19 protein-coding genes and 1 tRNA gene are annotated in these 22,297 nt (G+C 71.8%); 11 read left to right on the forward strand and 9 right to left on the reverse strand.

The genetic code is table 11. The annotated features are described in order from the left end of the window. Positions 1-18 precede the first annotated feature (18 nt). A complete protein-coding gene (locus tag ACI2L3_RS02645; protein ID WP_404750455.1) occupies positions 19-1,914 on the reverse strand; it encodes a GTPase in 1,896 nt (631 codons plus the stop codon). Between the two features lie 5 nt (positions 1,915-1,919). Then, positions 1,920-3,611, reverse strand: coding sequence for a dynamin family protein (locus ACI2L3_RS02650; protein ID WP_404750456.1), 1,692 nt, complete (start codon positions 3,609-3,611; stop codon positions 1,920-1,922). 270 nt (positions 3,612-3,881) lie between these two features. Here ACI2L3_RS02650 and ACI2L3_RS02655 point away from each other — a divergent pair. From ACI2L3_RS02655 to ACI2L3_RS02675, 5 genes are all read left to right on the forward strand, one after another. Beyond that, positions 3,882-3,954: transfer RNA gene (locus ACI2L3_RS02655), tRNA-Arg, on the forward strand. Between the two features lie 407 nt (positions 3,955-4,361). Further along, positions 4,362-4,565, forward strand: coding sequence for a cold-shock protein (locus ACI2L3_RS02660; RefSeq protein ID WP_404750457.1), 204 nt, complete (start codon positions 4,362-4,364; stop codon positions 4,563-4,565). Positions 4,566-4,888: 323 nt separating this feature from the next. Next, the gene (locus tag ACI2L3_RS02665) at positions 4,889-6,361 is read left to right on the forward strand and encodes a DEAD/DEAH box helicase (RefSeq protein ID WP_404750458.1); all 1,473 of its coding nucleotides are present in this window, start codon (positions 4,889-4,891) and stop codon (positions 6,359-6,361) included. Positions 6,362-6,415: 54 nt separating this feature from the next. Then, complete coding sequence (locus ACI2L3_RS02670) at positions 6,416-6,664, forward strand: CBS domain-containing protein (RefSeq protein ID WP_404750459.1); 249 nt, start codon at positions 6,416-6,418, stop codon at positions 6,662-6,664. A gap of 58 nt (positions 6,665-6,722) precedes the next feature. Then, on the forward strand, positions 6,723-7,064 hold the full coding sequence (locus ACI2L3_RS02675) for an SCO5918 family protein (RefSeq protein WP_404750460.1): 342 nt from the start codon (positions 6,723-6,725) through the stop codon (positions 7,062-7,064). A 205-nt stretch (positions 7,065-7,269) separates the two neighbouring features. Here the strand turns inward: ACI2L3_RS02675 and ACI2L3_RS02680 are convergent, their stop codons facing one another. Together ACI2L3_RS02680 and ACI2L3_RS02685 are read right to left on the reverse strand one after the other, a co-directional pair. Beyond that, positions 7,270-7,605: a MerR family transcriptional regulator gene (locus ACI2L3_RS02680; RefSeq protein WP_404750461.1), complete on the reverse strand. Its 336-nt coding sequence runs from the start codon at positions 7,603-7,605 to the stop codon at positions 7,270-7,272. Positions 7,606-8,261: 656 nt separating this feature from the next. After that, the gene (locus ACI2L3_RS02685; RefSeq protein ID WP_404750462.1) at positions 8,262-10,184 is read right to left on the reverse strand and encodes an AMP-dependent synthetase/ligase; all 1,923 of its coding nucleotides are present in this window, start codon (positions 10,182-10,184) and stop codon (positions 8,262-8,264) included. 159 nt (positions 10,185-10,343) lie between these two features. Here ACI2L3_RS02685 and ACI2L3_RS02690 point away from each other — a divergent pair, with 159 nt between their 5' ends. Next, entirely contained in the window at positions 10,344-10,814 is a 471-nt protein-coding gene (locus ACI2L3_RS02690; protein ID WP_404750463.1) for an SCP2 sterol-binding domain-containing protein, read from the forward strand. A gap of 70 nt (positions 10,815-10,884) precedes the next feature. After that, a complete protein-coding gene (locus ACI2L3_RS02695; protein ID WP_404750464.1) occupies positions 10,885-12,627 on the forward strand; it encodes a hypothetical protein in 1,743 nt (580 codons plus the stop codon). A 37-nt stretch (positions 12,628-12,664) separates the two neighbouring features. Here ACI2L3_RS02695 and ACI2L3_RS02700 read toward each other — a convergent pair whose 3' ends face one another. Beyond that, on the reverse strand, positions 12,665-14,311 hold the full coding sequence (locus ACI2L3_RS02700; protein WP_404750465.1) for a von Willebrand factor type A domain-containing protein: 1,647 nt from the start codon (positions 14,309-14,311) through the stop codon (positions 12,665-12,667). Between the two features lie 103 nt (positions 14,312-14,414). Further along, a complete protein-coding gene (locus tag ACI2L3_RS02705; RefSeq protein ID WP_404750466.1) occupies positions 14,415-14,888 on the reverse strand; it encodes an ATP-binding protein in 474 nt (157 codons plus the stop codon). A gap of 221 nt (positions 14,889-15,109) precedes the next feature. Between ACI2L3_RS02705 and ACI2L3_RS02710 the strand changes: the two genes are divergently transcribed. Both ACI2L3_RS02710 and ACI2L3_RS02715 read left to right on the forward strand, forming a co-directional pair. After that, positions 15,110-15,961 carry a helix-turn-helix domain-containing protein gene (locus ACI2L3_RS02710; protein WP_404750467.1) on the forward strand — a complete coding sequence of 284 codons (852 nt, stop codon included), beginning with the start codon at positions 15,110-15,112 and terminating at the stop codon, positions 15,959-15,961. A gap of 11 nt (positions 15,962-15,972) precedes the next feature. Then, complete coding sequence (locus tag ACI2L3_RS02715) at positions 15,973-16,167, forward strand: DUF397 domain-containing protein (protein WP_404750468.1); 195 nt, start codon at positions 15,973-15,975, stop codon at positions 16,165-16,167. A 53-nt stretch (positions 16,168-16,220) separates the two neighbouring features. On the opposite strand, the gene ACI2L3_RS02720 is transcribed toward ACI2L3_RS02715, so the two are convergent. The 3 genes from ACI2L3_RS02720 to ACI2L3_RS02730 all read right to left on the reverse strand — a co-directional run bounded on the left by ACI2L3_RS02720 (position 16,221) and on the right by ACI2L3_RS02730 (position 20,231). Next, positions 16,221-17,087, reverse strand: a complete 867-nt coding sequence (locus ACI2L3_RS02720) for an ABC transporter permease (RefSeq protein WP_404750469.1) — start codon at positions 17,085-17,087, stop codon at positions 16,221-16,223. Then, positions 17,084-19,735: an alpha/beta fold hydrolase gene (locus tag ACI2L3_RS02725; protein ID WP_404750470.1), complete on the reverse strand. Its 2,652-nt coding sequence runs from the start codon at positions 19,733-19,735 to the stop codon at positions 17,084-17,086. The genes ACI2L3_RS02720 and ACI2L3_RS02725 overlap by 4 nt, the downstream gene beginning before the upstream one ends. Before the next feature lie 115 nt (positions 19,736-19,850). Then, complete coding sequence (locus tag ACI2L3_RS02730; RefSeq protein ID WP_404750471.1) at positions 19,851-20,231, reverse strand: hypothetical protein; 381 nt, start codon at positions 20,229-20,231, stop codon at positions 19,851-19,853. Between the two features lie 150 nt (positions 20,232-20,381). Between ACI2L3_RS02730 and ACI2L3_RS02735 the strand changes: the two genes are divergently transcribed. After that, positions 20,382-21,650, forward strand: a complete 1,269-nt coding sequence (locus tag ACI2L3_RS02735) for a sensor histidine kinase (RefSeq protein ID WP_404750472.1) — start codon at positions 20,382-20,384, stop codon at positions 21,648-21,650. Beyond that, positions 21,635-22,294 (forward strand): response regulator, encoded by a 660-nt coding sequence (locus tag ACI2L3_RS02740; RefSeq protein ID WP_404750473.1) that lies wholly within the window; start codon positions 21,635-21,637, stop codon positions 22,292-22,294. The genes ACI2L3_RS02735 and ACI2L3_RS02740 overlap by 16 nt, the downstream gene beginning before the upstream one ends. Positions 22,295-22,297 lie beyond the last annotated feature (3 nt).

Genomic DNA, 22,297 nt, shown 5'->3' on the forward strand with positions numbered 1-22,297 from the left:
GGAACGCGCCCCGCCACCTCACCGGGAGACACGCCCCGTCACCCGCACATACTGCTCCCTGACCTCGCGATACCGCAGCAGCTCCGCCGCCACCGGATCCAGGACCCTCGCCCGTCCGCACCCGGCGGCCGCGTCCCGCAGCCGTCGTTCCGCTTCGTATCCGTACCGCCGCGCGGGCCCGCGCGCCGCCATCCTGCTCGTCCACTCCACACACGGGCCGCCCACGATCCCCGCCAGCATCAGCAGCACCGGCACGCCCAGGTTCGGTGTGGCGATTCCGATGATCTGTCCCACCAGCCACAGCCCGCCCATGATCTGGAGCAGCGTCATCGCCGCCTGGGTGAGGACCGCGACCGGCCACCAGCTGGGCCGCGGCGGCCGCCCCATGGGCACCCCCGCCGTCACCGCCAGCTCGTCGAGCGCCTCGGGCAGCCCTCGGGCACCGCGTACGGCCGCCTCCCGCACCGCCTGGCCCCAGGGCGCGGGCAGACCCGTCGCCGCCTGGTCGGCGACCGTGCGCACGGCCTGCTCCACGCGCTGACGTGCCGTCGCCTCCACGTCGGTGGGGATGTGGTTGGTCGGCGTCAGGACGCCCTGCGAGGAGCGCCTGCCCTCGTACCAGCGCCACAGCCGCAGCCAGGGGTCGCCGCACGCCTTGCCCGCGTGCCTGCGCCAGGCACGCTCCGCCGCTTCCCCCGCGGCGGTCGCGCCGACCGCCTCCGCGAGCCGGTCGGCGAACTCGTCGCGCGCCTCCTCGCTGAGCCCGATCCGCCCGCGGTTCCGGCCGCCGCGCGCATCCGTGACGTACACCGGACGCAACCGTTCCGCGGTGGCGTCCAGGTCGGCGGAGATGCGGCGGGCCGCGGCGCCCCGCTCCTGGGTGAACTGGCCGAGCGTCTCGCGCAGTTCACCCATTCCCTCGCCGGTCAGGGCGGAGATCGCGAGCACTGTGGCGCCCGGTTCCCCGTGTTCGCCGAGCGCGACGCCGTCCTCGTCGAGGAGCCGCCGCAGATCGTCGAGGACCTGGTCGGCGGCGTCTCCGGGGAGCCGGTCGATCTGGTTGAGCACTACGAAGGTGACTTCGGCGTGCCCGGCCATGGGCCGCAGATAGCGTTCGTGGAGCATCGCGTCGGCGTACTTCTCCGGGTCGACGACCCAGATGACGGCGTCGACGAGGGCCAGGATGCGGTCGACGTGCTCGCGGTGCTCGCCGACCGCCGAGTCGTGGTCGGGCAGGTCGATGAGGACGAGCCCCTGGAGTTCGTCGGCGCCGGGTCCCTGGAGCGGCCGGCGGCGCAGTCGCCCGGGGATCCCTAGCCGGTCGAGGAGCCCCGCCGCGCCGTCCGTCCAGCTGCATCCGATGGGCGCTGCCGTGGTCGGTCTGCGCACGCCGGTGTCCGAGATCATCACGCCGGCGAGCGAGTTGAAGAGCGTCGACTTGCCGCTTCCGGTGGCGCCCGCGATGGCGACGACGGTGTGCCGTTCGGAGAGCCTGCGCCGGGCGGCGGCCTCGTCCAGGATCCGCCCGGCCTCGGCGAGCGTGCCGCTGTCGAGGCGGGTGCGGGAGAGCCCGACGAGTTCGCGCAGCGCGTCGAGCCGGGTGCGCAGGGGCCCTTCATAAGAAGTGGGGGTTCTTGAGGGGGCGTACGAGCGGACTCCCGTGTCCGTGCCGGTGGCGGTACCCGTGCCGGAGCCGGTGCTCGTGCCGGAGCCAGTTCCGGAGCCGCGCGGTCCGCCGGCGACGCGCCGCGCGATGAGCCCGTCGTCCCAGGCCCTTTCGGAGCCGCTGCCGACCCGCTCGTCGCTCTCGCCCCGCTTGCCGCGCTTGTCACGCTCAGCGCGTTTGTCTCGGTCGCTCCGGTCGCTCCGGTCGCTGTGCTTGGGGTGATCGGCGTGATCAGTGACGGCGGTCACCGCGGTCACCTCTCCTTCTGCAGTACGGACAGGGCGGCGATCAGCTCGGCCTGGGGTTCGGGGTGCACTTCGAGGGCGTCCAGGGGGGCGAGCCTCCGCTCCCGTTCGGCGGCGAGGACCTTCTCCAGGTACTCGGTCAGCAGGCGCCCACCCCGGTCGAGCAGCCGGACCGCCCCCTGGGCGCCGATCCGCTCGGCGAGGACCTCCCCGGCCGAACGTGCCCGGCGCCCGCCGAGCAGCGCCGTGGCGAGCAGCGCGGCGACGACTTCGGGGTCGGGCAGGGCGTTCTTGTCGACCCTCTCCAGCCCGCGCACCTCGTCCTCGGCGTACTCCTCCAGGACGCGCCGCCATCTGCGGACGGCCATCCCGATGCGGTGCTCGGCGCTCTCCACCTCCGGGTCGCGGTCGGCGAGCCCTGGAGCGCCCGCCGCGGGCTCGCGGCGCCAGGCCTCGTCGATGCGCTCGTCGGCGGCCGTGACGGCGCACAGCAGCAGCGCCTCCAGGCTCTCGGCGATGGCGTCGAGCAGTTCGCCGGCCCCGCAGTCGAGCGGATAGCTGCGCCACCGCTTCAGGGCGCCCCCGGCAAGTACGCCGCCCGCCTGCAGACGTCTGTGCACGCGCGCGTGCTCGTTCTCGTACGCGTCGTCGACGGCGGAGGTGAGCCGCAGCGCGGCGGCGTGCTGGGCGGCGACGGCGCTCGCGAGTTCCGGCAGCCGGGAGTCGAGGGACCGGATGACGCCCTGCGCGGTGCGGGCGACGGCCTGGGCGCGGGCCGCGGGTTCCTGGACGCGGTGGGTGAGCCAGGCGCGCAGGGGCGCGACGGCGGTGGCGGGGAGCAGGCCGCCGCCGCCCGCCGACTCGGGCAGCTCGGGCACGGTGAAGCGCGGCACGTCGCCGAGTCCGGCCTTGGCGAGCAGCGCCCCGTACTGGCGTGACACCTCGGTCACCACCTGGTGGGGCACCCGGTCGAGGACCGTGACGAGGGTGGCGTCGTGCTCCTTGGCGGTACGCAGCAGATGCCAGGGGACGGCGTCGGCGTACCGGGAGGCGGTGGTGACCATGACCCATACGTCGGCCGCGGAGATCAGCTCGGCGGCCAGTACGCGGTTGTCGGCGATGAGCGAGTCGACGTCGGGGGCGTCGAGGAGGGCGAGGCCACGCGGCAGGCTGGACGCGGTCTCGATCCGCAGGGCCCGCTCGTCCTCGCCGACGAGCGCCTGTACGTCTTCTTCGCCGTCGCCGTCGTCGTCCCCCTCACCGCTCTCTCCGGGATCCTGCCGGGGCACCCACACGCGCGTGAGGTCGGGCAGGATCCGCATCCCCGAGAACCAGTGGTGATCGTCCGGATGGCAGACGAGCACCGGCGTACGCGTGGTGGGCCGCAGCACACCCGCCTCGCTGACCTGCCGTCCCACGAGGGAGTTCACGAGGGTCGACTTGCCGGCGCCGGTGGATCCGCCGATGACGGCGAGCAGGGGCGCTTCGGGCGCCCTGAGCCGGGGCACCAGATAGTCATCGAGCTGTGCCAGCAACTCGTCCCGGTTGGCACGCGCGCGTGGCGCCCCCGGCAGGGGGAGCGGAAAGCGTGCGGCAGCGACACGCTCGCGCAGGGCGGAGAGTGCGTCAAGCAATTGAGGCCGTACGTCCAAGGTCACCACATGCGAAGAATGCCCAATTTTGGCGGCTTTCTGAAGCATATGGCCGTTCCTGCGCGCCGATCGGACACAGGGGATGGAAGGGGCGACTGGGGCGCAGGCATAACGAGTGCACAACACCCGGGGCGCGAGGCGCCAAAAGCGATGCGAGATTCGCACCTGCCTGCGATTATCAGGACCGCTTCACCGAACCTCCACATCGCGGCGCGGAGGCGAAGCACCAGGGACAAGGCCCCGGGAGCCCTATCCTTGTCCCCGGCAAGGTCACGGATCACCCCCACATCCGAACCCCCTGCCACCCGGCCACACCCGGCCCCCGTAGCTCAGTGGATAGAGCAGGCGCCTTCTAAGCGCTTGGCCGCAGGTTCGAGTCCTGCCGGGGGCGCTTCTGTTCGCACGGTGTTCCACTCTCCCTCGGAGAGGGCGCCTTCCCTGGTCGGGCATGGCCCCTCCCGCCGCTCCCGCCCCGCGTGACTACGCGTCGGCATCTCCCGAAACGCTGCGCTCGGCGAACCAATGTCTGTGTTCGCGAAGTGAGGGTTTAACGATCCGGGCGCGGAGAGTTTTTAGCGCAATGAGCGGAGCGAAATTCTTTCATGCCCACAGGCCGCCATGGCGTGCTACTGTCGTCTCAGTTGCAGTTGTGGTTCCCGAAAACTTCAAGTGCTCCTGGCCGCACACTGCGGTGGGGGCGCTTTTGTATTACCGGTCATTTCCGGGCGGGGTAATCATCGCGGCGACACGGTATCCGCACAGTGCGGATTCCGATGTACTGCCCCAAAGGAGATTGACATGGCTACTGGCACCGTGAAGTGGTTCAACGCGGAAAAGGGTTTCGGCTTCATCGAGCAGGACGGTGGCGGCGCTGACGTGTTCGCCCACTACTCGAACATCGCCGCCCAGGGCTTCCGCGAGCTGCTCGAAGGCCAGAAGGTGCAGTTCGACATCGCGCAGGGCCAGAAGGGCCCGACGGCCGAGAACATCGTTCCCGCCTGACACTGACGCGCACTTTGCAGCTGGGGCCCGCATCCTTCGGGGTGCGGGCCCCAGCTGCAGGCATTTTCCGGAGCGATTCCACCTGCGGGCGAATCGGATAACGCCCCGCCCGCTCATATACACAGTCGACGCTCCGGTCGACACTCCAGGTGACATTCTTTCTTCGCGTCACCGGTCACCCAATTTCAGCGCCTGCGCCCGTATGGATTCACCCGTCGGCCAGTTCCGCTTTCGCTTTAACCATCGGTCCATTCTTGTAATTCTCTGTGCCGCTCATCGCCGGAAGAATTCCTTGATATGCGCCGCATCGAGGAAGGTTCCGCATGAACCGCACACGTACGAACGACCGATTCTCCCGCACCCGCAATGGCGGTGACGCCGGTAAGAGCGGTAGCCGCTTCGGGGCAGCGGCCCCGCGCCGATCCGGTGGGTACAGCCGTCGGCCCGCCGCCGTGCAGGGTGAGTTCGCTCTCCCCAAGACGATCACCCCGGCGCTGCCCGCCGTGGAAGGCTTCGCCGATCTCGACATGCCCGCGCCGCTGCTCGCCGAACTCGGCAGGCAGGGGGTGGCCGTGCCCTTCCCGATCCAGGGAGCGACGCTGCCGAACTCCCTCGCGGGCCGTGACGTCCTGGGCCGCGGGCGCACCGGCTCCGGCAAGACCCTCGCCTTCGGCCTCGCCCTGCTCTCCCGGACCGCCGGCCAGCGCGCCGAGCCCCGCCAGCCGCTGGGCCTGATCCTGGTCCCCACCCGTGAGCTCGCCCAGCAGGTGACCGACGCGCTGACTCCGTACGCCCGTGCCGTCCGGCTGCGCCTTGCCACGGTCGTGGGCGGCATGTCCATCGGCCGGCAGGCCGGCGCGCTGCGCACCGGGAGCGAGATCGTCGTGGCGACCCCGGGCCGGCTCAAGGACCTCATCGACCGTGGCGACTGCCGCCTGAACCAGGTGGCCATCACCGTGCTCGACGAGGCCGACCAGATGGCCGACATGGGGTTCATGCCGCAGGTCACCGCGCTCCTGGACCAGGTGCGGCCCGAGGGACAGCGGATGCTGTTCTCCGCCACCCTGGACCGCAACGTCGACCTGCTGGTGCGCCGCTACCTGACCGACCCCGTCGTCCACTCGGTCGACCCCTCGGCCGGCGCGGTCACCACGATGGAACACCACGTGCTGCACGTCCACGGCGCCGACAAGCACACGGCCACCACCGAGATCGCCGCCCGCGACGGCCGCGTGATCATGTTCCTGGACACCAAGCACGCCGTCGACCGGCTGACCCAGGACCTGCTCAACAGCGGTGTACGGGCCGCCGCGCTGCACGGCGGCAAGTCGCAGCCCCAGCGCACCCGCACCCTGACGCAGTTCAAGACGGGGCACGTCACCGTCCTCGTGGCCACCAACGTCGCCGCCCGCGGCATCCACGTCGACAACCTCGACCTCGTCGTGAACGTGGACCCGCCGACCGACCACAAGGACTACCTGCACCGCGGCGGCCGCACCGCCCGTGCCGGTGAGTCCGGCAGCGTCGTCACCCTGGTCACCCCGAACCAGCGCCGCGGCATGGTCCGCCTCATGTCGGACGCCGGCATCAGCCCGCAGATCACCCAGGTCCGCTCCGGCGAGGAGGCGCTCAGCCGGATCACCGGCGCCCAGGCCCCCTCGGGCATCCCGGTCGTCATCACCGCGCCGGTCACCGAGCGCCCCAAGCGCGGCGGCGCTTCGCGCGGCCGTCGCCGCCCCGCTTCCGCGGCCCGACGCGTCTCCGCGCAGCGGTCCGCCGTCGACACCGCGGCGTAACTCCTTCGCGCCCCCGGCGCGCTCCGGACATCAACCCCGCTTCTAGGAGGACCTTTGACGCTGGTTCAGACGTATTCGCGCCCGGTGGACATCGAGGCCGGACCGCGGGTCTGGGACGACATGACCGTCGAGGTGGCGCTGTCCGTCATGGTCGGCGCCCGCGTCGGGCACCTCCTCGTCTGCGACGAGGACGGCCGGCGCACCGGTCTGGTCACCAGGGCCCGGCTCACGGCTGTCCGTGACGGCTCCGGCTATACGGACCTGATGCGCCTGCGGGACATCGCCGCCGCCCCCGTCCACTGAACCAGCCCGCCACGGGCCGCCCCGATCTCCCTCCCCGCCCCTCCCCATGCGAGGTCTCATGCGCTGTGTCATCGCCCGCTTCCCGTTCGACCTCACCAAGAGCGGGGTGCTGGAAACGATGAAGGGCGTCAAGCCCGAGCCGGTCACCGGCCAGTCCGTGATCATCGGGCGGCGCCACTACCCCGTCAAACAGGTCGGCCAGGTCATCACCCGCCAGGATCGCCGTGATTTCAGCGCGGGCGAAGTCCTCCGGGCCATGATCCAGCTCGGCTTCACCTGCCGGACCCCTCCCGCGGCCGGGCCTGTGTCCGCGCCGGCGTCCGCGTCTGCGTCCTCGGTCGCCATCAGTCCGCTCCAGCGGGCTTCCGTCATGCTGGGCGGCGCCCCCGTGTCCGCCTGATCGGCGAAGCCCGGCGCGAGCCGCGCCGGAAACAGCAGTGAGGCCCGACCGGTGTGTACCGGTCGGGCCTCACTGCGTGCCAGGCGCTGGGCCGTTCCGAGCCGAGCCGAACCGGCGGGTCAACAGTCGAAGCGGGAGGACGGCGCGCATGGTCCGCGCGGCTCGCTGTCGCCTCAGACCACTACCGCCTCAGACCACTGTCGCCTCAGACCGCGGCTGACGGGGACGTCTCGGCGGCGCGGCGGTACTCGGCGTTGATGCGCTGGGCTTCCTCGAGCTGGTCCTCGAGGATGATGATGCGGCAGGCAGCCTCGATGGGGGTGCCGCGGTCGACGAGTTCCCGGGCGCGGGCGGCGATGCGCAGCTGGTAGCGGGAGTAGCGGCGGTGGCCGCCCTCGGATCGCAGCGGGGTGATCAGGCGGGCTTCGCCGATGGCGCGCAGGAAGCTCTGGCTGGTGCCGAGCATGGCGGCGGCCCGGCCCATTGTGTAGGCGGGGTAATCATCGTCATCGAGACGGCCGAAGGAATCGTCTGCTGTCATCACGCCTCTCTGGCACACGTCGGGGGGCCCGGGTGCCGTACTGGCACCCGGGCCCCGAAGGAACTGCTACACCATCTGCCGGCCCTAGTGCTGCGCCGGCCTTCTGTGTCCGCATGACCAGCCCGGAGGGGATGGGCACTGCGGGGATCGCGGTTGCGTGACCGGAGACCACCTCACTAACGATGTCCTGCGGTACCCGGGCCGACTTCCCGCCCGGGCGATCCTGATGGCTTTCAGCTCCTCCGTTCTTCCCTCTTGATCAACTACTTACTTACTACCTGGTGATGCGTACTGCGTACTGCTGGGTACTGCTGGGTCCTGCTCACGGCGGCCCCTGATCACTGCGGGCCACCCGGTCCGGCCGTCAGCCCCGTCGCCGTCCTGCAACGCTCTGGCTTCGAGACTCCACCGCCGCACCGTCCTGCGTACTACCGCCCGGCAGTTCGTGTCTGCCGGGCCCAGCTCGATCTCAGCTACGAGAGAAACCGTACCCACAGCACAGCCGAATGTCTACCTCCGTCGGAATAGATTTCCGTGTGTCCGGGAGTGGGGTTGTCGCTACCGAGCGCCGACAGCAGCCCGGCCGGCTCCCGTCACCGCGGGCCGCCGCCCCTGTGAGGCCGGCGGCGCCGCCGGCCTCGCCAGCTTTGTGGGTTTCAGCTGCCGTAGAGAGCCTCGATCTCGGCCGCGTAGGCCGCCGTCACCGCGTGGCGTTTGATCTTGAGGGACGGGGTCAGCAGGCCGTTGTCCTCCGTGAACTCGCCTTCCACGATCGCGAACTTACGGATCGATTCGGCCCTGGAGACCGCCGAGTTCGCGTGGTCCACCGCCTTCTGGATCTCCGCGATCATCTGCGGGTCGTGGGCGAGCTCCGCGAGTGGTGTGTCCGCCGGGCGTTTGCGGACGGTGAGCCAGTGGTGCACCGCCTCGGGGTCCAGGGTGACGAGTGCGGCCACGTACGAACGGTTGTCGCCGACGACGATGCACTGGCCGACCGGGGCGCGGCTGCGCAGGCGGTCCTCCAGGACGGCGGGTGAGACGTTCTTGCCTCCGGAGGTGACGATGATGTCCTTCTTGCGGCCCGTGATCGTGAGATAGCCGTGGTCGTCCAGCGCGCCGAGGTCGCCGGTGGCGAGCCACTCGTTCGTGAGTACGGCGTCCGTCGCGGCCGGGTTGTTCCAGTACGAGCCGAAGACGATGCCGCCCTTGATCAGCACCTCCCCGTCGTCCGCGATGCGTACCGCCGTGCCGGGGACGGGCAGCCCGACCGTGCCGGGGCGGGGCCTGAGCGGTGGGGTGATGGTGGCGGCGGCCGTGGTCTCCGTCAGGCCGTACCCCTCGTAGATGATGATTCCGGCGGCGTAGAAGAAGAGGTTGAGGTCCCGGTCCAGGGGTGAGCCGCCGCTGATCGCGTACCGCAGCCGGCCGCCGGCCTCCTTGCGGATGCGCCGGTAGACGAGGAGTTCGTAGAGCCCCCAGCCGGCGTAGAGGGCCGGGGACGGGCCCGGGCCCTTCTTGTCCAGGAACTTGTTCAGATACGCCTCTCCGAAGCGCACCGCGATCCGCTCCGCGCGGTCGAAGGAGGAGGCGCGGCCCATCTTCTCGGCGGTCGCCCGGCCGGTTTCGTGGATCTTCTCGAAGAGGTACGGGACGCCGACGATGAAGGTCGGTTTGAACGCCCGCAGCTCCGGGCGGAGTTCCTCGGGCTTGATGCCGGGGCAGTGGCCGAGCTCGATGCGGGCGAGCATGCAGGCGATCTGGATGCTGCGGCCCAGGATGTGCGCGAGCGGCAGGAAGAGGAGCGTGGCGGCGACCTGCCCCGTGATCTCCTTGAAGACGGGGTGGAGGAGGTCGACGGTGTTCGCCGCCTCCGCGTGCAGGTTGCCGTGCGTGAGGACGCAGCCCTTGGGGCGGCCCGTGGTGCCCGAGGTGTAGACGAGCGTCGCGATGGAGTCCGGGGTGAGCGCCGACCTGCGTTTGGTCACTTCCTCGTCCGACAATTCCCCGCCGAGGGCCGTCAGTTCCGCCATCGCGCCGCCGTCGAGGTGCCGGATGCGCGGCGGGTCGTCGAGGGCGGCCAGTGCCTGCTCGGCCGTCGCCGCGTTCTCCGCGGTCTCGGCGATGAGGAAGCGCGCGCCCGAGTCGCGCATGATCCACTCGATCTGTTCCGTCGAGGACGTGGCGTAGATGGGTACGGTCTGGCCGCCCGCCGCCCAGATCGCGAAGTCCAGGACCGCCCACTCGTAACGGGTGCGGGACATCAGCGCCACGCGGCCGCCCGGTTCGAGGCCGTCCGCGATCAAACCCTTGGCCGCGTCGGTCACTTCGCGGGCGAAGGCCGCGGCCGTCACCGGGCGCCACTGACCGCTCTCCTTGCGGCGCAGGACCACGGCGTCGGGGGCCTCGACGGCGTTGGTGTACGGGATGTCGGCGGTGCTGCCCGCGGTGGCGGGCGCCACGAGCGGGGCGGTGCGGGCCTCGCGCACGGTGCCGTGTTCGTCCCTGATGAGTTCGACTTCGGCACGGTCCGCCAGGTCGCTGCGGCGCTGTGCCCTTTTCAGGTCCTTGCGTACGCCCATGACGCGGCTCCCCGGCTTCCGGTTCTCAGCGGATGTGCAGGCGGATGTGCAGGCGGATGTGCAAGTGGTCGGCGTGTGCTTGGCTTTGTACCGTCGCTTACTCAACGGTCAACTTACTGACCCGTAAGAAAAATTCAATGGTGCAGCAAGGAGATTGTCGTGGCGGACGACATCAGCAGGATCGCCGAGCTCGACTTCGCGCGCGTCACGCCCGAGGAGTTCGCGCGGATCGTGAAGGGGCTCTCCGGCAAGCAGATCAGCCGGATCGCCGAGGACGGCGAGTTGCGCGGGCGCGTCCTGAAGGAGGTCTTCGGGCGCATGGAGCGGCAGTTCAAGCCGGCGGCCGCGGGGGCGCTGGAGGCGCTCATCCGCTGGAAGGTCACGGGCAGCGGCGGCAATGAAGACGTCGTGTACGAGACGGAGATCGCCGACGGCACGTGTGCGGTGCGCGAGGGGCGCTCGGACGGGGAGCCCCGGCTCACGCTCGTCATGGCCGACGCGGAGTTCCTCAAGCTCGTCTCCGGCAACGCCAGCCCCGTCACCCTCTTCATGCTGCGCAAGGTCAAGCTCGCGGGCGATGTGGCCCTCGCCGCCGCGCTCACGCGGTACTTCGACATCCCGAAGGCGTGAGGCCGCGGCTCCGCAGGCGGACTGGTGTACGTGGCTCAAGCCCTCGCTGACCTGCGCCGATGTAGCGGTCATGACGACCTCTGCGTACTCAGCCGTCCGTGGTCCCGAAACCGTCGCCGGGCCGTCGCCCGGAGCGGCGCCCCGGCGATGGCGGGGCCGCGTCCGGCTCGCCGTCTGTCTGCTGCCGGCGCTCGTCATCGGCGTCGCCGGGTTCCAGCGGCGGTGGATGTCCGATGACGGCCACATCTACGTCCGCACGGTCCGGCAGGTGCTGGCGGGCAACGGTCCCGTCTTCAACCCCGGGGAACGCGCCGAATCGTCCACCGGCACCCTGTGGCAGTGGCTGCTCGTCGCCGGCGGGGCGACGGGGGCCGACATCGCGACCCTGGCGATGTACGGGGGGCTGCTGCTCACCGTCGCCGGGTTCGCGCTCGCCTCGCTCGGGGCCCGCCGGCTCCACGGAACCCTGCCGCTCCGCCGCGGGAACGGCTTCCTGCTGCCCTGCGGCGCCCTCGTGCTGCTCGCGCTGCCGCCCGTCTGGGACTTCGCCACCTCCGGTCTGGAGACCGGCCTCGCCACCTGCTGGATCGCGGGGTCCTGGCTCGCCCTCGTCGCGCGGCCGCGCTCGCTGATGACCTGTGCGCTTTTGGGGCTCGGCCCTCTCGTACGGCCCGACCTCGCCCTGGTGTCGGCCGTCTTCCTCGCCGCCCAGTGGGTGACCGTGCGGCCCACGTGGCGCGGGGTGCTCGCGGGGGCCGGGGTCGCGGGTGCGCTGCCGGTCTCGTACGAGATCTTCCGCATGGGGTACTACGGGCATCTGATGCCGCTGCCCGGCGTCACGAAGGAGGCCTCGCGGAGTCTGTGGGGGCGGGGGCTCGGCTACCTCTCGGACTTCGTCGGGCCGTACGCGCTGTGGGTGCCGTTGGTTGCCGTCGTCGGGGGCGCCGTGTACGCCGCTCTGGTCGCCGGGCGGCGCGGCGAAGCGCTCCCTCCGGGCAGGGTTCCGCTCGTCGCGCCCCTCCTCGCGGGCGCCCTCTGCTGGGCGTACGTCATCAAAGTGGGCGGTGACTTCATGCACGGGCGGATGTTCCTGCCCGGGCTGCTCCTGATGCTGCTGCCCGTCTTCCTCGTGCCCGTCACGCGCGCGTGGAGCGTCGTCGCCGTGGCGGTCGGGGTGTGGGCCGCGGTGTGCGCGAGTGCGTTGCGGGTGCCGTACGAGGGGCACATCGGGCGGAGCGGTGTCGCGGACGAACGCGGGGTCTACGTACAGCAGAACGCGGCGCCGCACCCGCTCCACCACGACTTCGCCGGCCACCCCGGCAACAGGGCGTACGCCGGGCTCGTGCGGGACAGGGCGCGGGACGGCGCGGGCACGCTGCTGCTGGCCAGGACGCCGGTCGGGGCCCGGCAGCCCGGTGTGACCGGCGTCTACAACACGCTCGGCTTCAGCGGCACCGTGATCCCGCTGTCCGGTGCCGCCCTCGACCCGATCGGGCTCGCCTACCCGCTGGCGGCCCACTCCGAGGGCTTCATCGGCCGCGTGGGGCACGACAAACGGCTCCCCGACGAGTGGATCGTCGCCGAGCGCGGTGTCCCCGGCGAGCTGCCCGCCGGGATGGACCCCGCCCGCGTCGACGCCGCCCGGCGGGCGCTGCGCTGCGCTCCGTTCCAGGAGCTGCGGGCTGCCACGCGCGCGCCCCTCACGGTGGGGCGGTTCTGGCGGAATCTGACGGGAGCCGCCGACCTCACCTCCTTCCGGTTCCCGAGCGATCCGGTACGCGCGGAGCGGGAGCTGTGCGGCGGGGGGAGGTAGGGGCGGCGGGGCTCGCCGTCCTGGCCGGTCTCGCCGGTCAGCCGGCGAGGGCGTCGGCGGGCCGGATCTCGCCGCGCGGCGGGCCGGTGGTGGCGCCCTCGTCCTCGGCCGGGCCGCCGGTGCCGTTGCCGGTGAGGCGCACGGCCCGGTCGATGGCCTCGGTCAGTTCGCGCGCCTGCTTGTCGCGGGTCGGCAACGCGCGCGCCCACCCGGACAGTTCGCGCAGGGACGGTGTGGCGGGGAGCCGGTCGGCGCGGTCCCGGTCGGAGCGGCCGGCCGGGGCTGCCGCGCGCAGGCCGTCCGCGAAGTAGGCGGCCGTCGCCGCGACCTGCAGGCCCTCGTCCGCGTCCCGCAATGAGTCGTCCAGGTCGGCGCTCTCGATCCGGCCCGACTCCTCGTGCGGCGCGCGGCCGTCGGGGTCGAGCCAGCGCACGCTCGCCGTGGCGAGATGCCCGTCCGCGCCCGGCTCGGTCCGCACCGCGTACAGCGCCGTCACCGTGTGGCCGGGGCCGACCTCGCCGCCGTCCACGGAGTCGTCGCGGAAGTCGTCGTCGGCGACCTCGCGGTTCTCGTACCCGATGAGCCGGAACCGCTCGACGGTCTCCGGGTCGAACGCGACCTGCGCCTTCGCCTCGCGGGCCCGCAGGCCGATGTTGGCGGGGAGCTTCTCGCAGAACACGTCGCGGGCGTCCTCGTCGTTCGACACGTACGTGGTGTGGCCGTCGCCCTTGTCGGCGAGCCGCTCCATGAGGGCGTCTCCGTAGTCGCTGCCGACGCCGACGCCGAAGAGGGTGATGCCGTGCTCGCGGCGGGCGTCGGAGATCCGTTCGAGGATGCCGTCGGCGCTGGTGTCGCCGGTGTTGGCGAGGGCGTCGGAGAGCAGCACGACCCGGTTGGTGGCGCCCTCCTTCCTGCCGCGCACCGCGGTGTCGTAGCCCGTGGTGACGCCCGCTTCGAGGTTGGTGGACTGGGTGGGCTCCAGCGCTTCGATCGCGTCGTGCGCGCGGCCGCGGCCGTCCCCGGTGCGGGACTCACCGAGGCGGGTCATCGGCAGGACCGTCTCCGCGGTGTCGCTGAAGGTGACGAGCGCGATGGAGTCGTCGGGCCGCAGCTGATCGGTCATGGTCCCGAGCGACCTCTTCACGAGGTCGAGGCGGCCCGGTTCGGCCATGGATCCCGATACGTCGATGACGAAGGTGAGGGCGGCGGGCGGGCGCTCGTCCGGGTCCGGCTCGCCTCGGGTGGCGAGGCCGACGCGGAGGAGCGACCAGCCGTCGTCGCCGGTGCGCGCCCCGTCGACGCTCACGCTGAACCCGTCGCCGTCGGGCCGCGGGTAGTCCTGCCGGAAGCTGTTGACGAATTCCTCCGGGCGGACCGTCGCCGGGTCGGGCAGCCGCCCTTCGGCGAGGGTGCGGCGCGCGTAGCCGTACGAGGCGGTGTCGACGTCCAGGGCGAAGGTGGAGAGGTAGTCGGGCGGGGGCGCGGCGTCCCGCCCGCTGTCCTCGTGCCCGTCCTCCCCGCCGGTGCCGGGCGCGGGGGCGGGCAGCGCCGAGGAGCCGCGCTGCTTGCTCCTGCCGTCCGTGGCGGTGCTGTCGTGACCGCCGCCACCGGTGCAGCCGGTGATCAGCAGGCCGCCCACCATGGCCGCGGCGAGCAGCCCGTGTCGTTCCGTCCGGGTCCGCATCTCTCCCCCTCGCGTCGTCGTCGGCTTTCCTGACTGTGACGCGGAGGAGGCCTCGAACGATCGTCCCGGGACGTTGCGGAAGGGTTGCGATGCGGATACGCGGCTATGCGGCGGACAGTTCACACCACACGTACTTGCCGGTGTCCCCGGTGGCTGTCAGCGGATACCAACCCCACCCATCTGCACAGCTGCGCACGAGGGCGAGGCCGCGGCCCTGTTCGGCATCCGGGGCGATGTGCGGGGCGGGGACCGGGGCCGGTGGTCTCGGGTCGGTGTCCCACACGCCGACACGGAGCAGCCCGCCCGTCCAGCGCAGACGCAGCGCGGCGGGGCCCTTGGTGTGGCACAGGGCGTTGCTGACCAATTCGGCGGCCAGGAGTTCGGCGACTTCGGAGAAGTGGGGCAGGCCGTGCGCGGCGAGGACCAGGCGGAGGGTACGGCGGCAGATCGTGACGGCGCGGAGGTCGTGGGGGATGTAGAGGGTGTACTCCCAGGGCTCGGGCTCGGTTCCGTGTTCGAGTTCGGGTTCGGGTTCGGGTTCGGGTTCGGGAGCCTGGTCTTCCGGTGCTTTCGGCATGGCGGAACTCCGGGTGGGGTGAGGGGGGTGGGGGCGCCGCGATGGGCAGCGGGACGGTGGCAATGTCACGTCCGTCATGGCAGGACGGAGTGGTGCGCTTCCGATATCCCGGCGATCTCGAAGCGTGTGCGTTACGTCACGGACAGTACGGGGTTCAGTTGAACCTCGTCAAGCGCTACTGGGATACTCAGCCTTCTCAACTCGCGCGAAAGCAGGGGTAAATGTCGGCACGGAGCATCATCACGGCACGCCAGGCACGGCTCGGTACCGAGTTGCGAAAACTGCGGGAACGGGCCGGCTTGTCCGGGCGAGAGGCAGCCCGGGGTATGGGGTTCGCCGAGACCAGGATCTCCGCCGTGGAAAGTGCGCGCGTGGGAGTCAGCGGGGAGCGCGTCCGATACCTGGCCGGCCAGTACGCCTGTGACGACACGGCCCTCATCGATGCGCTGGTCGCAATGGCGGACGAGCGAGGGCACGGGTGGTGGGAGGAGTACCGCGGACTGGTGCCGTCCGGCTATCTGGACCTCGCCGAACTGGAAAACAAGGCAGCGCACTTGAGCACGTTCCAGACCATGCATGTGCCAGGCCTGTTGCAGACAGAGGAGCACATCCAAGCCGTCTTCGGCGCTTCAGTACCGAAACTCTCAGAGGAGCAGATCGAGCGGCGCACCGAGTTCCGTCTGCGGCGCCAAGAGACATTGGGGGCAGATCAGGCCGTGCCCTACCGAGCTTTGATCCACGAAGCAGCGCTCCGGATAAAGGCAGCGGACAGCAAGGCGGCCCGGCGGCAGCTGTTGCACATCCTGGAGCGGTCCGAACTTCCTCAGGTGACTGTGCGGGTCATTCCGTTCGAGGTGGACGGGTTCTCCGGAATCGCCCATCCACTCGTGCACGCCGGTGGCCCTGTCCCGCAGCTGGATACGGTCATGGTCGAAGGCCCGCACGGCGGGGCGTTTCTGGACGCCGAAGCGCAGTTGGCGCGCTACCGCCAGGCCCTTCGCCAGGTGGAGGAGGCCGCATTGGGAGTCATAGAGTCACGGCAGTTCATCCACCGACTGGCACAGACCATGTGAAAGGTACGGACATGGCGCAGGACACCGCATGGCAGAAATCCTCGTTCTCCGGCGGCGGAGACGCCCCCGACTGCGTGGAGCTCACCGCAACCGCCGGAACCATCCGCCTCCGCGAAAGCGAAGCCCCCGACACAGAGCTGGCCACCTCCCCCGCCCAGCTCGCCGCACTCATACGCAGCGTGAAGATACGCACCGAAGGCCGCTGACGCCTGGGCCCGGAGCACCGGGACTCCAGGCATCCAAGCCCCACAAGCCCCCCTCAGCTCACCACGTCCTTCCGCGCGAACCCCCGGAACGCCAGCGCGAACAGCACCAGCGCGTACGACACCGAGATCGCCGAGCCCTGGATCATGCCGCCCCACTCGGCGTGCGGCTGGAGCGCGTCGGCCCAGGCGAACTGCCAGTGCGCGGGCAGGAAGTCGCGCCAGTCGCCGAGGGCCGTCACCGCGTCCAGGACGTTCCCGACGATCGTCAGGCCGACCGCGCCGCCGACCGCGCCGAGCGGGGCGTCGGTCTTCGTGGAGAGCCAGAACGCGAGGCCCGCGGTGACCAGTTGGGACACGAAGACGTACGCGACGACGATCAGGAGGCGCCGGGTCGCCGTGCCCGCGGGGAGGGCGCCGCCGGTCGGGATCTCCAGCGGCCCCCACCCGTACGCCAGCGCGCCGACCGCCAGTGCGACCAGCGGCAGGAGCACCATCGCGGCGGCGCTCATGCCGAGCGCGACGGCCATCTTGGACCAGAGCAGCCGGGCCCGCGGCACGGGGGCCGCGAGGAGGTAGCGCAGGGAGGACCAGCTCGCCTCGGAGGCGACGGTGTCCCCGCAGAACAGTGCGACGGGGATGACGAGCAGGAAGCCCGCCGACACGAACAGGCACGTCGCGGCGAAGTTCGTGGCGGACGCCGTCGCCGTGTCCATCAGCGTCACCTCGCCGCTGCGGGAGCCCGGTGAGCCGCCCGCGACGGCGAACGCGATGACCAGCACGACGGGGAGCAGCGCCATGATGCCGCCCATCACGAGCGTGCGGCGCCGCTTGAGCTGGCGGACGGCCTCGACCCGCAGGGGCAGGGTGCGGCCCGCGCGGTAGCCGGGCGCGGTGGGGCGCTCCAGGGTGGGGGCGCTCATGCGGTGCCTCCGATCAGGGTCAGGAACGCGTCTTCGAGGCGGCGGTGCGGGCCCATGGACTCCACGGGCACGTCCAGGCGCACCAGTTCGGGCAGGAGGCGTACGGCACTCGCGTCCTCGGTGCCGTCGAGCCGGATCAGGATGCCGTCGTCGGCGCGCACCGCCGACGCGACGCCGGGCAGCGCGGCGACCTTCTCGACGAGTGGATCGGGGATGTCCGTCGCGAGGCCGACGAGGAGCGTGTCTCCGGAGCCCACGATCTCGGCGACCGGGCCCGCCTGGACGAGGCGGCCGCGGTCCATGACGACGAGGTGCGTGCAGGACTGCTCGACCTCGGCGAGGAGGTGGCTGGAGACGATGACGGTGCGGCCGCCGCGCGCGTACCGGATCATGACCTCCCGCATCTCGCGGATCTGCGGCGGGTCGAGGCCGTTGGTCGGTTCGTCGAGGATCAGCAGGTCCGGGAGGCCGAGCATGGCCTGGGCGATGGCGAGGCGCTGCCGCATGCCCTGGGAGTACGTCCGCACGGCGCGAGCCAGCGCGTCGCCGAGGCCTGCGATCTCCAGCGCCTCGGCGAGGTGGGCGTCCTCGGCAGGCCGTCCTGTGGCCTTCCAGTACAGCTCCAGGTTCTCCCGGCCGGACAGGTGGGGCAGGAATCCGGCGCCCTCGACGAACGCGCCGACGCGGGAGAGGACGGGCGCGCCCGGCCGGATCGCGTGGCCGAAGACGCGGATCTCGCCCGCGTCGGGGCGGATGAGGCCCATGAGCATGCGCAGGGTGGTGGTCTTGCCCGCGCCGTTCGGCCCGAGGAGGCCGAGGACCTGGCCCTTCTCCACGGTGAAGGAGACGTCGCGGACCGCGTACCGGTCGCTGGACCTGGCGTACCGCTTGCTCAGATCCGTGATCTGGAGCGGCACTTCGGCGAGGCCGGGATCGGGCGCCGGTGCCGTGGTGCGCCTGCGCGCGGTGGCGAGCAGGCCGAGGGCGAGGACGGCCGCGGCGGCGGGCAGCCACCACACCCAGGCGGGCAGCGGCGCGGCGGCGGTCTCCACGCCGGGCGCGGTCGGCACCTTCAGGTCGCTCTTGAGGGAGACGGTGTACTTGGCGGGTTCGGCGGGTGACGCGTAGCCGAGGTCGGTGGAGGAGAGGGCGAGGCGGAGGCGGTGGCCCTTCTGCACCTCGTGGTCGACGGCGGGCAGGGTCAGCTCGACGTCCTTGCCGTCCTTCGCGTCCGTCACCCTTATGGGGGCGACGAGTTGGGAGGGCAGGACCTGCTGCTTGCCGTCGGGCCCGACGTCGTACACCTTCCCGAACAGCACCGCGTCACCGCTGGAGGACTTCACGTGGGCGCGCACGGTCGGCGTGCCGGTGATGCGGAGGTCCTTGTCGAGCGGCTTCGAGTCGAATTTGGCGAACTGCCCCGGGAATTCCAGGGATACGCCGACGCCCAGGGAGGACAGCCGGGAGAGCGAGCCGACGCCGGGGAGCCCGGAGATCGCGGGCGGACTGGCGCCCGCCGGGTTGTCGAAGGTCTGCTCGCGGCCGCCGAGCGGCACCGCGCGCGGCCCGTTCCGCAGGCCCGGGTAGCGGTCGTCGCTCGCGCCCCGCTGCCGCGCGGCACCGTCGGTGGAGTCCATCCCTCCGGTGCGGGTGACGCGGAACGCGGGGCCCGTGTCGACGCCCTTGTCGTCCTTCAGATAGCGGTCGAACCACGTGCCGATGCGCTTCTCCACGCGGTCGCGCTCGCGGTCACCGCCGTCGTGGCCGCCGGCGATCCAGTCGACGGACACGGGCGCGTGGTTGGCGCGGACCGCCTTGGCGATGGCGTCGCCCTGGGAGAGCGGGAAGAGGGAGTCGGTCTGTCCCTGGGCGAGGAACGTCGGCACCTTGATGCGGTCGCCGACGGCCACCGGGCTGCGTTCGGCGAGCAGTTCGCGCGCCTCGGCGTCGGGCTTCCCGGACACGGCGACCCGCTCGTACATGGCGCACAGCCGCTTCTCGAACCGCTCGCAGCCGCCACCGGTGTTGATGAAGACGCCGGTCCAGAGCTTCTTGAAGACGTCGTCGGGGAACAGCGCGTCCGCGAGGTTCCAGTACGTGATCTGCGGGGCGATCGCGTCGACCCGCTTGTCGTGCCCGGCGGCGAGCAGCGACACCGCCCCGCCGTAGGAGGAGCCGGTGACGCCCACGCGCGGGTCGCCGTCCTTGTCGAGCCGCACCTCGGGGCGGGTCGCCAGCCAGTCGATCAGCTTGGAGACGTCGGCGACCTCGCCCTTCGGGTCGTTGAGCCCGATCTTGCCGGTGGACCTGCCGAAGCCGCGGGCGGACCACGTCAGGACGGCGTACCCGTCCTCGGCGAGGTCTTCCGCCTGCTCGCGCACGTCGCTCTTGCTGCCGCCGAAGCCGTGCCCGATGAGGACGGCGGGGCGCTTCTCGTCCGGGTCGCCCGCCGTGAAGTACGAGGTGTCGATCCGGGCGCCGCCGGTGTCGACCATCCGGTCCGCCCTGCGCACGGCGGGGCCGTCGTCCGAGGCGACCGCCGACCACGTGCCCACGCCTGCGAGCACCGCGACGGCGGCCACGGTGGCGAACAGCCGGCGCGGACCGCGCGGCACGGGGAACCTGGCCCTTGGCAGTCGTAGATCCATACCGTCAAAGGTACGGGCGCCCGCCGACAACGTCGGCAGCCGCCGGTCTGAACCCCGCGGCCTCCCCGGGGAGTAGACTCCGCGCCGCCCGTACCGCGGTGGTGGTACGCGGGGATCAGCCCGCACTCGGCGCGGAACGCCGGGTGAGGAACGCGATCCCGATGACGGGCAGCATGCAGACGGACTGCGTCACCGCGTACCACGGCGGGCAGACGCCGGGGATCAGGTCGACGCCGATGACCGCGATCGGCATGACGACGGCGAGGGTCCGCACGCGCTCGAAGGCCCGGCGGGAGCCGCGGGAGGCGGAGCCGGTCAGCCGGTGGATCACCACGGCGACCAGGGGCAGCAGCACCGCCCGCACCCACATGAACGTGTTGACCGGGTGCCCGGTCGCCGCGAGCACGGCGACCGTGCCGAGGAGCGCGGTGCTCAGCGCGCCGTAGAGGGTGACGAGGAGCCGGATCGTCCGGAAGGTGTGCGTGAGGGATTCCATGCCGTCGACGCTAGGGAGCGCGTGACCTGCGGAGTATCCGTCTGGACGCACGGGTGGGTGGGGCCAGACCCACTCTCCGGTCGATCGGGGAGGCCGCGGCCTGCGTCCGGTGCAGAGTGGGAGCACCGGGACGGAAGGCGAAGGAAGAACATGCGTCAGCTGAGTAAGTGGAGGGCGTTCGGGGCGCGCGTCGGCACGGGATTCGTGCGAGCGTGCGCCGTGGCGGTCGTCAGCATGCTGGTGCCGTCCGTGTGGGCGGCCGCCGTGGTGCTGGGGATCCGGTGGGGAGCGTCGAACCCGTGGTCGTGGCTCGCGCCGCTCGTGCTGGTCTGCGGGGGCACGCTCGCGCTGGCCCGTCCGGTCTGCCGCGCGGTACGGCACCTCGTCGCGCGGTGGACGGGCACGGAGCTCCCCGCCGGATACCGGCAGGCGGGGCCGGTGACGCGGATGTCCACCGGGTACTGGTGGAACGGCTTCGGCTACGAGCGGACCAGGCGCGACGCCCTCATGGACCAGAAGTGGCGGGTCCGGTGGGCCGATCCCGCCAACCGGCGCGACCTGCGCTTCACGTTGCTCGTGCCGTTCACCGCGGGGCTGGTCGCCTGTGTGCCGCCGGCAGGTGCGGCCGCGGCGGTCGTCGGGCTCGGCGCGGCCGGGGCCGGGGCGCGTGTCGTCGGGGCGCTCGGTCTGGTGGTGGCGGTCGCCGCGGCCCCGTACGCCTGGCGCCCCCTGGAACCGGTGGCCGTCCGCCTCCTGCGCCCGTCGCCCGCGAGGGCGCTGGCCGACCGCGTCGCCGAGCTGACCGCCCAGCGCGCGGACACGACCGTCGCGCAGGCCGCCGAGATCCGCCGCATCGAACGGGACCTGCACGACGGGGCGCAGGCCCGCCTCGTGGGCCTCGGGCTCTCCCTCGCGACCGCGGAGAAGCTGATGGCGACCGATCCCGAGCAGGCCAGGGCGCTGATGCGGGAGGCGCGGGCCGGCGCCGCGGCCTCGCTGGCCGAACTGCGCGAGCTGGTACGGGGGATCAGCCCGCCGGTGCTGACCGAGCGGGGGCTCGTCGACGCCGTCCGCGCGCTCGCCCTCGACGTCCCGCTCGACGTGACCGTCACCGCCGACGACGGGCTGCGCCTGGACCCGCCGGTCGAGGCCGCCGTCTACTTCGGCGTCGCCGAGCTGGTCACCAACGCGGTCCGGCACGCCGCCGCGTCCCGGGCACGCGTCACCCTGACCCGGGACGGCACCGGCGTCGTCGCCGAGGTCGAGGACGACGGCCGGGGCGGGGCCGGTGCGCGGGACGGCGGCGGACTCGCGGGCCTGCGCCGCCGCCTCGCGGTGTTCGACGGCGCTCTGGAGATCAGCAGTCCCGCGGGCGGCCCGACGCGTGTGAGGATGGCGGTGCCATGCGAATCGTCGTAGCCGAAGACCTCTATCTGCTGCGGGACGGGATGGTCCGCCTGATCGAGGCGTGCGGGCACGAGGTGGTGGCGACGGCGGCCACCGGGCCCGAGACGCTCGACGCGCTGCGGACGTTCCGCCCCGATGTGGCCGTCATCGACGTCCGCATGCCGCCGACGCAGTCGGACGAAGGGCTGCGGGCGGCCCTCGCCGCCCGCCATGAGATGCCGGGTCTGCCGGTGCTCGTCCTCTCCCAGCACGTCGAGCAGTTGTACGCGCGGGAGTTGCTGGCCGACGGCTCGGGCGCCGTCGGCTACCTCCTCAAGGAGAGCGTGTTCGACGCCGACCAGTTCATCGGCGCCCTGGAGCGCGTCGCGGGCGGCGGGACCGCCATGGACCCGGCCGTCATCGCGAAACTGCTCTCCGCCGGGTCCGCGGGGCGGGGCCTCGACCGGCTCACCGAACGCGAGCACTCCGTCCTCGCCCTCATGGCCGAAGGGCTGTCCAACCAGGCCATCGGGCGCCGCCTGTTCCTCAGCGAGAGCGCGATCAGCAAGTACACGACCTCCATGTTCGGCAAGCTCGGCATCAGTGACGACGACGACAGCAACCGCCGCGTCCTGGCCGTCCTGACCTACCTCAACGAGTCCTCGCCGCCCGCCTGAATA

Source organism: Streptomyces sp. NPDC029674 (genome assembly GCF_044903205.1).
Taxonomy (GTDB): domain Bacteria; phylum Actinomycetota; class Actinomycetes; order Streptomycetales; family Streptomycetaceae; genus Streptomyces.

What these genes read in the sequence shown, in the direction of transcription:
- ACI2L3_RS02650 (WP_404750456.1), bottom strand. Translation starts at nt 3,611, where the DNA reads ATGCTTCAGAAAGCCGCCAAAATTGGGCATTCTTCGCATGTGGTGACC.
- ACI2L3_RS02660 (WP_404750457.1), top strand. Translation starts at nt 4,362, where the DNA reads ATGGCTACTGGCACCGTGAAGTGGTTCAACGCGGAAAAGGGTTTCGGC.
- ACI2L3_RS02665 (WP_404750458.1), top strand. Translation starts at nt 4,889, where the DNA reads ATGAACCGCACACGTACGAACGACCGATTCTCCCGCACCCGCAATGGC.
- ACI2L3_RS02675 (WP_404750460.1), top strand. Translation starts at nt 6,723, where the DNA reads ATGCGCTGTGTCATCGCCCGCTTCCCGTTCGACCTCACCAAGAGCGGG.
- ACI2L3_RS02680 (WP_404750461.1), bottom strand. Translation starts at nt 7,605, where the DNA reads ATGACAGCAGACGATTCCTTCGGCCGTCTCGATGACGATGATTACCCC.
- ACI2L3_RS02685 (WP_404750462.1), bottom strand. Translation starts at nt 10,184, where the DNA reads ATGGGCGTACGCAAGGACCTGAAAAGGGCACAGCGCCGCAGCGACCTG.
- ACI2L3_RS02695 (WP_404750464.1), top strand. Translation starts at nt 10,885, where the DNA reads ATGACGACCTCTGCGTACTCAGCCGTCCGTGGTCCCGAAACCGTCGCC.
- ACI2L3_RS02700 (WP_404750465.1), bottom strand. Translation starts at nt 14,311, where the DNA reads ATGCGGACCCGGACGGAACGACACGGGCTGCTCGCCGCGGCCATGGTG.
- ACI2L3_RS02705 (WP_404750466.1), bottom strand. Translation starts at nt 14,888, where the DNA reads ATGCCGAAAGCACCGGAAGACCAGGCTCCCGAACCCGAACCCGAACCC.
- ACI2L3_RS02710 (WP_404750467.1), top strand. Translation starts at nt 15,110, where the DNA reads ATGTCGGCACGGAGCATCATCACGGCACGCCAGGCACGGCTCGGTACC.
- ACI2L3_RS02715 (WP_404750468.1), top strand. Translation starts at nt 15,973, where the DNA reads ATGGCGCAGGACACCGCATGGCAGAAATCCTCGTTCTCCGGCGGCGGA.
- ACI2L3_RS02720 (WP_404750469.1), bottom strand. Translation starts at nt 17,087, where the DNA reads ATGAGCGCCCCCACCCTGGAGCGCCCCACCGCGCCCGGCTACCGCGCG.
- ACI2L3_RS02725 (WP_404750470.1), bottom strand. Translation starts at nt 19,735, where the DNA reads ATGGATCTACGACTGCCAAGGGCCAGGTTCCCCGTGCCGCGCGGTCCG.
- ACI2L3_RS02730 (WP_404750471.1), bottom strand. Translation starts at nt 20,231, where the DNA reads ATGGAATCCCTCACGCACACCTTCCGGACGATCCGGCTCCTCGTCACC.
- ACI2L3_RS02735 (WP_404750472.1), top strand. Translation starts at nt 20,382, where the DNA reads ATGCGTCAGCTGAGTAAGTGGAGGGCGTTCGGGGCGCGCGTCGGCACG.
- ACI2L3_RS02740 (WP_404750473.1), top strand. Translation starts at nt 21,635, where the DNA reads ATGCGAATCGTCGTAGCCGAAGACCTCTATCTGCTGCGGGACGGGATG.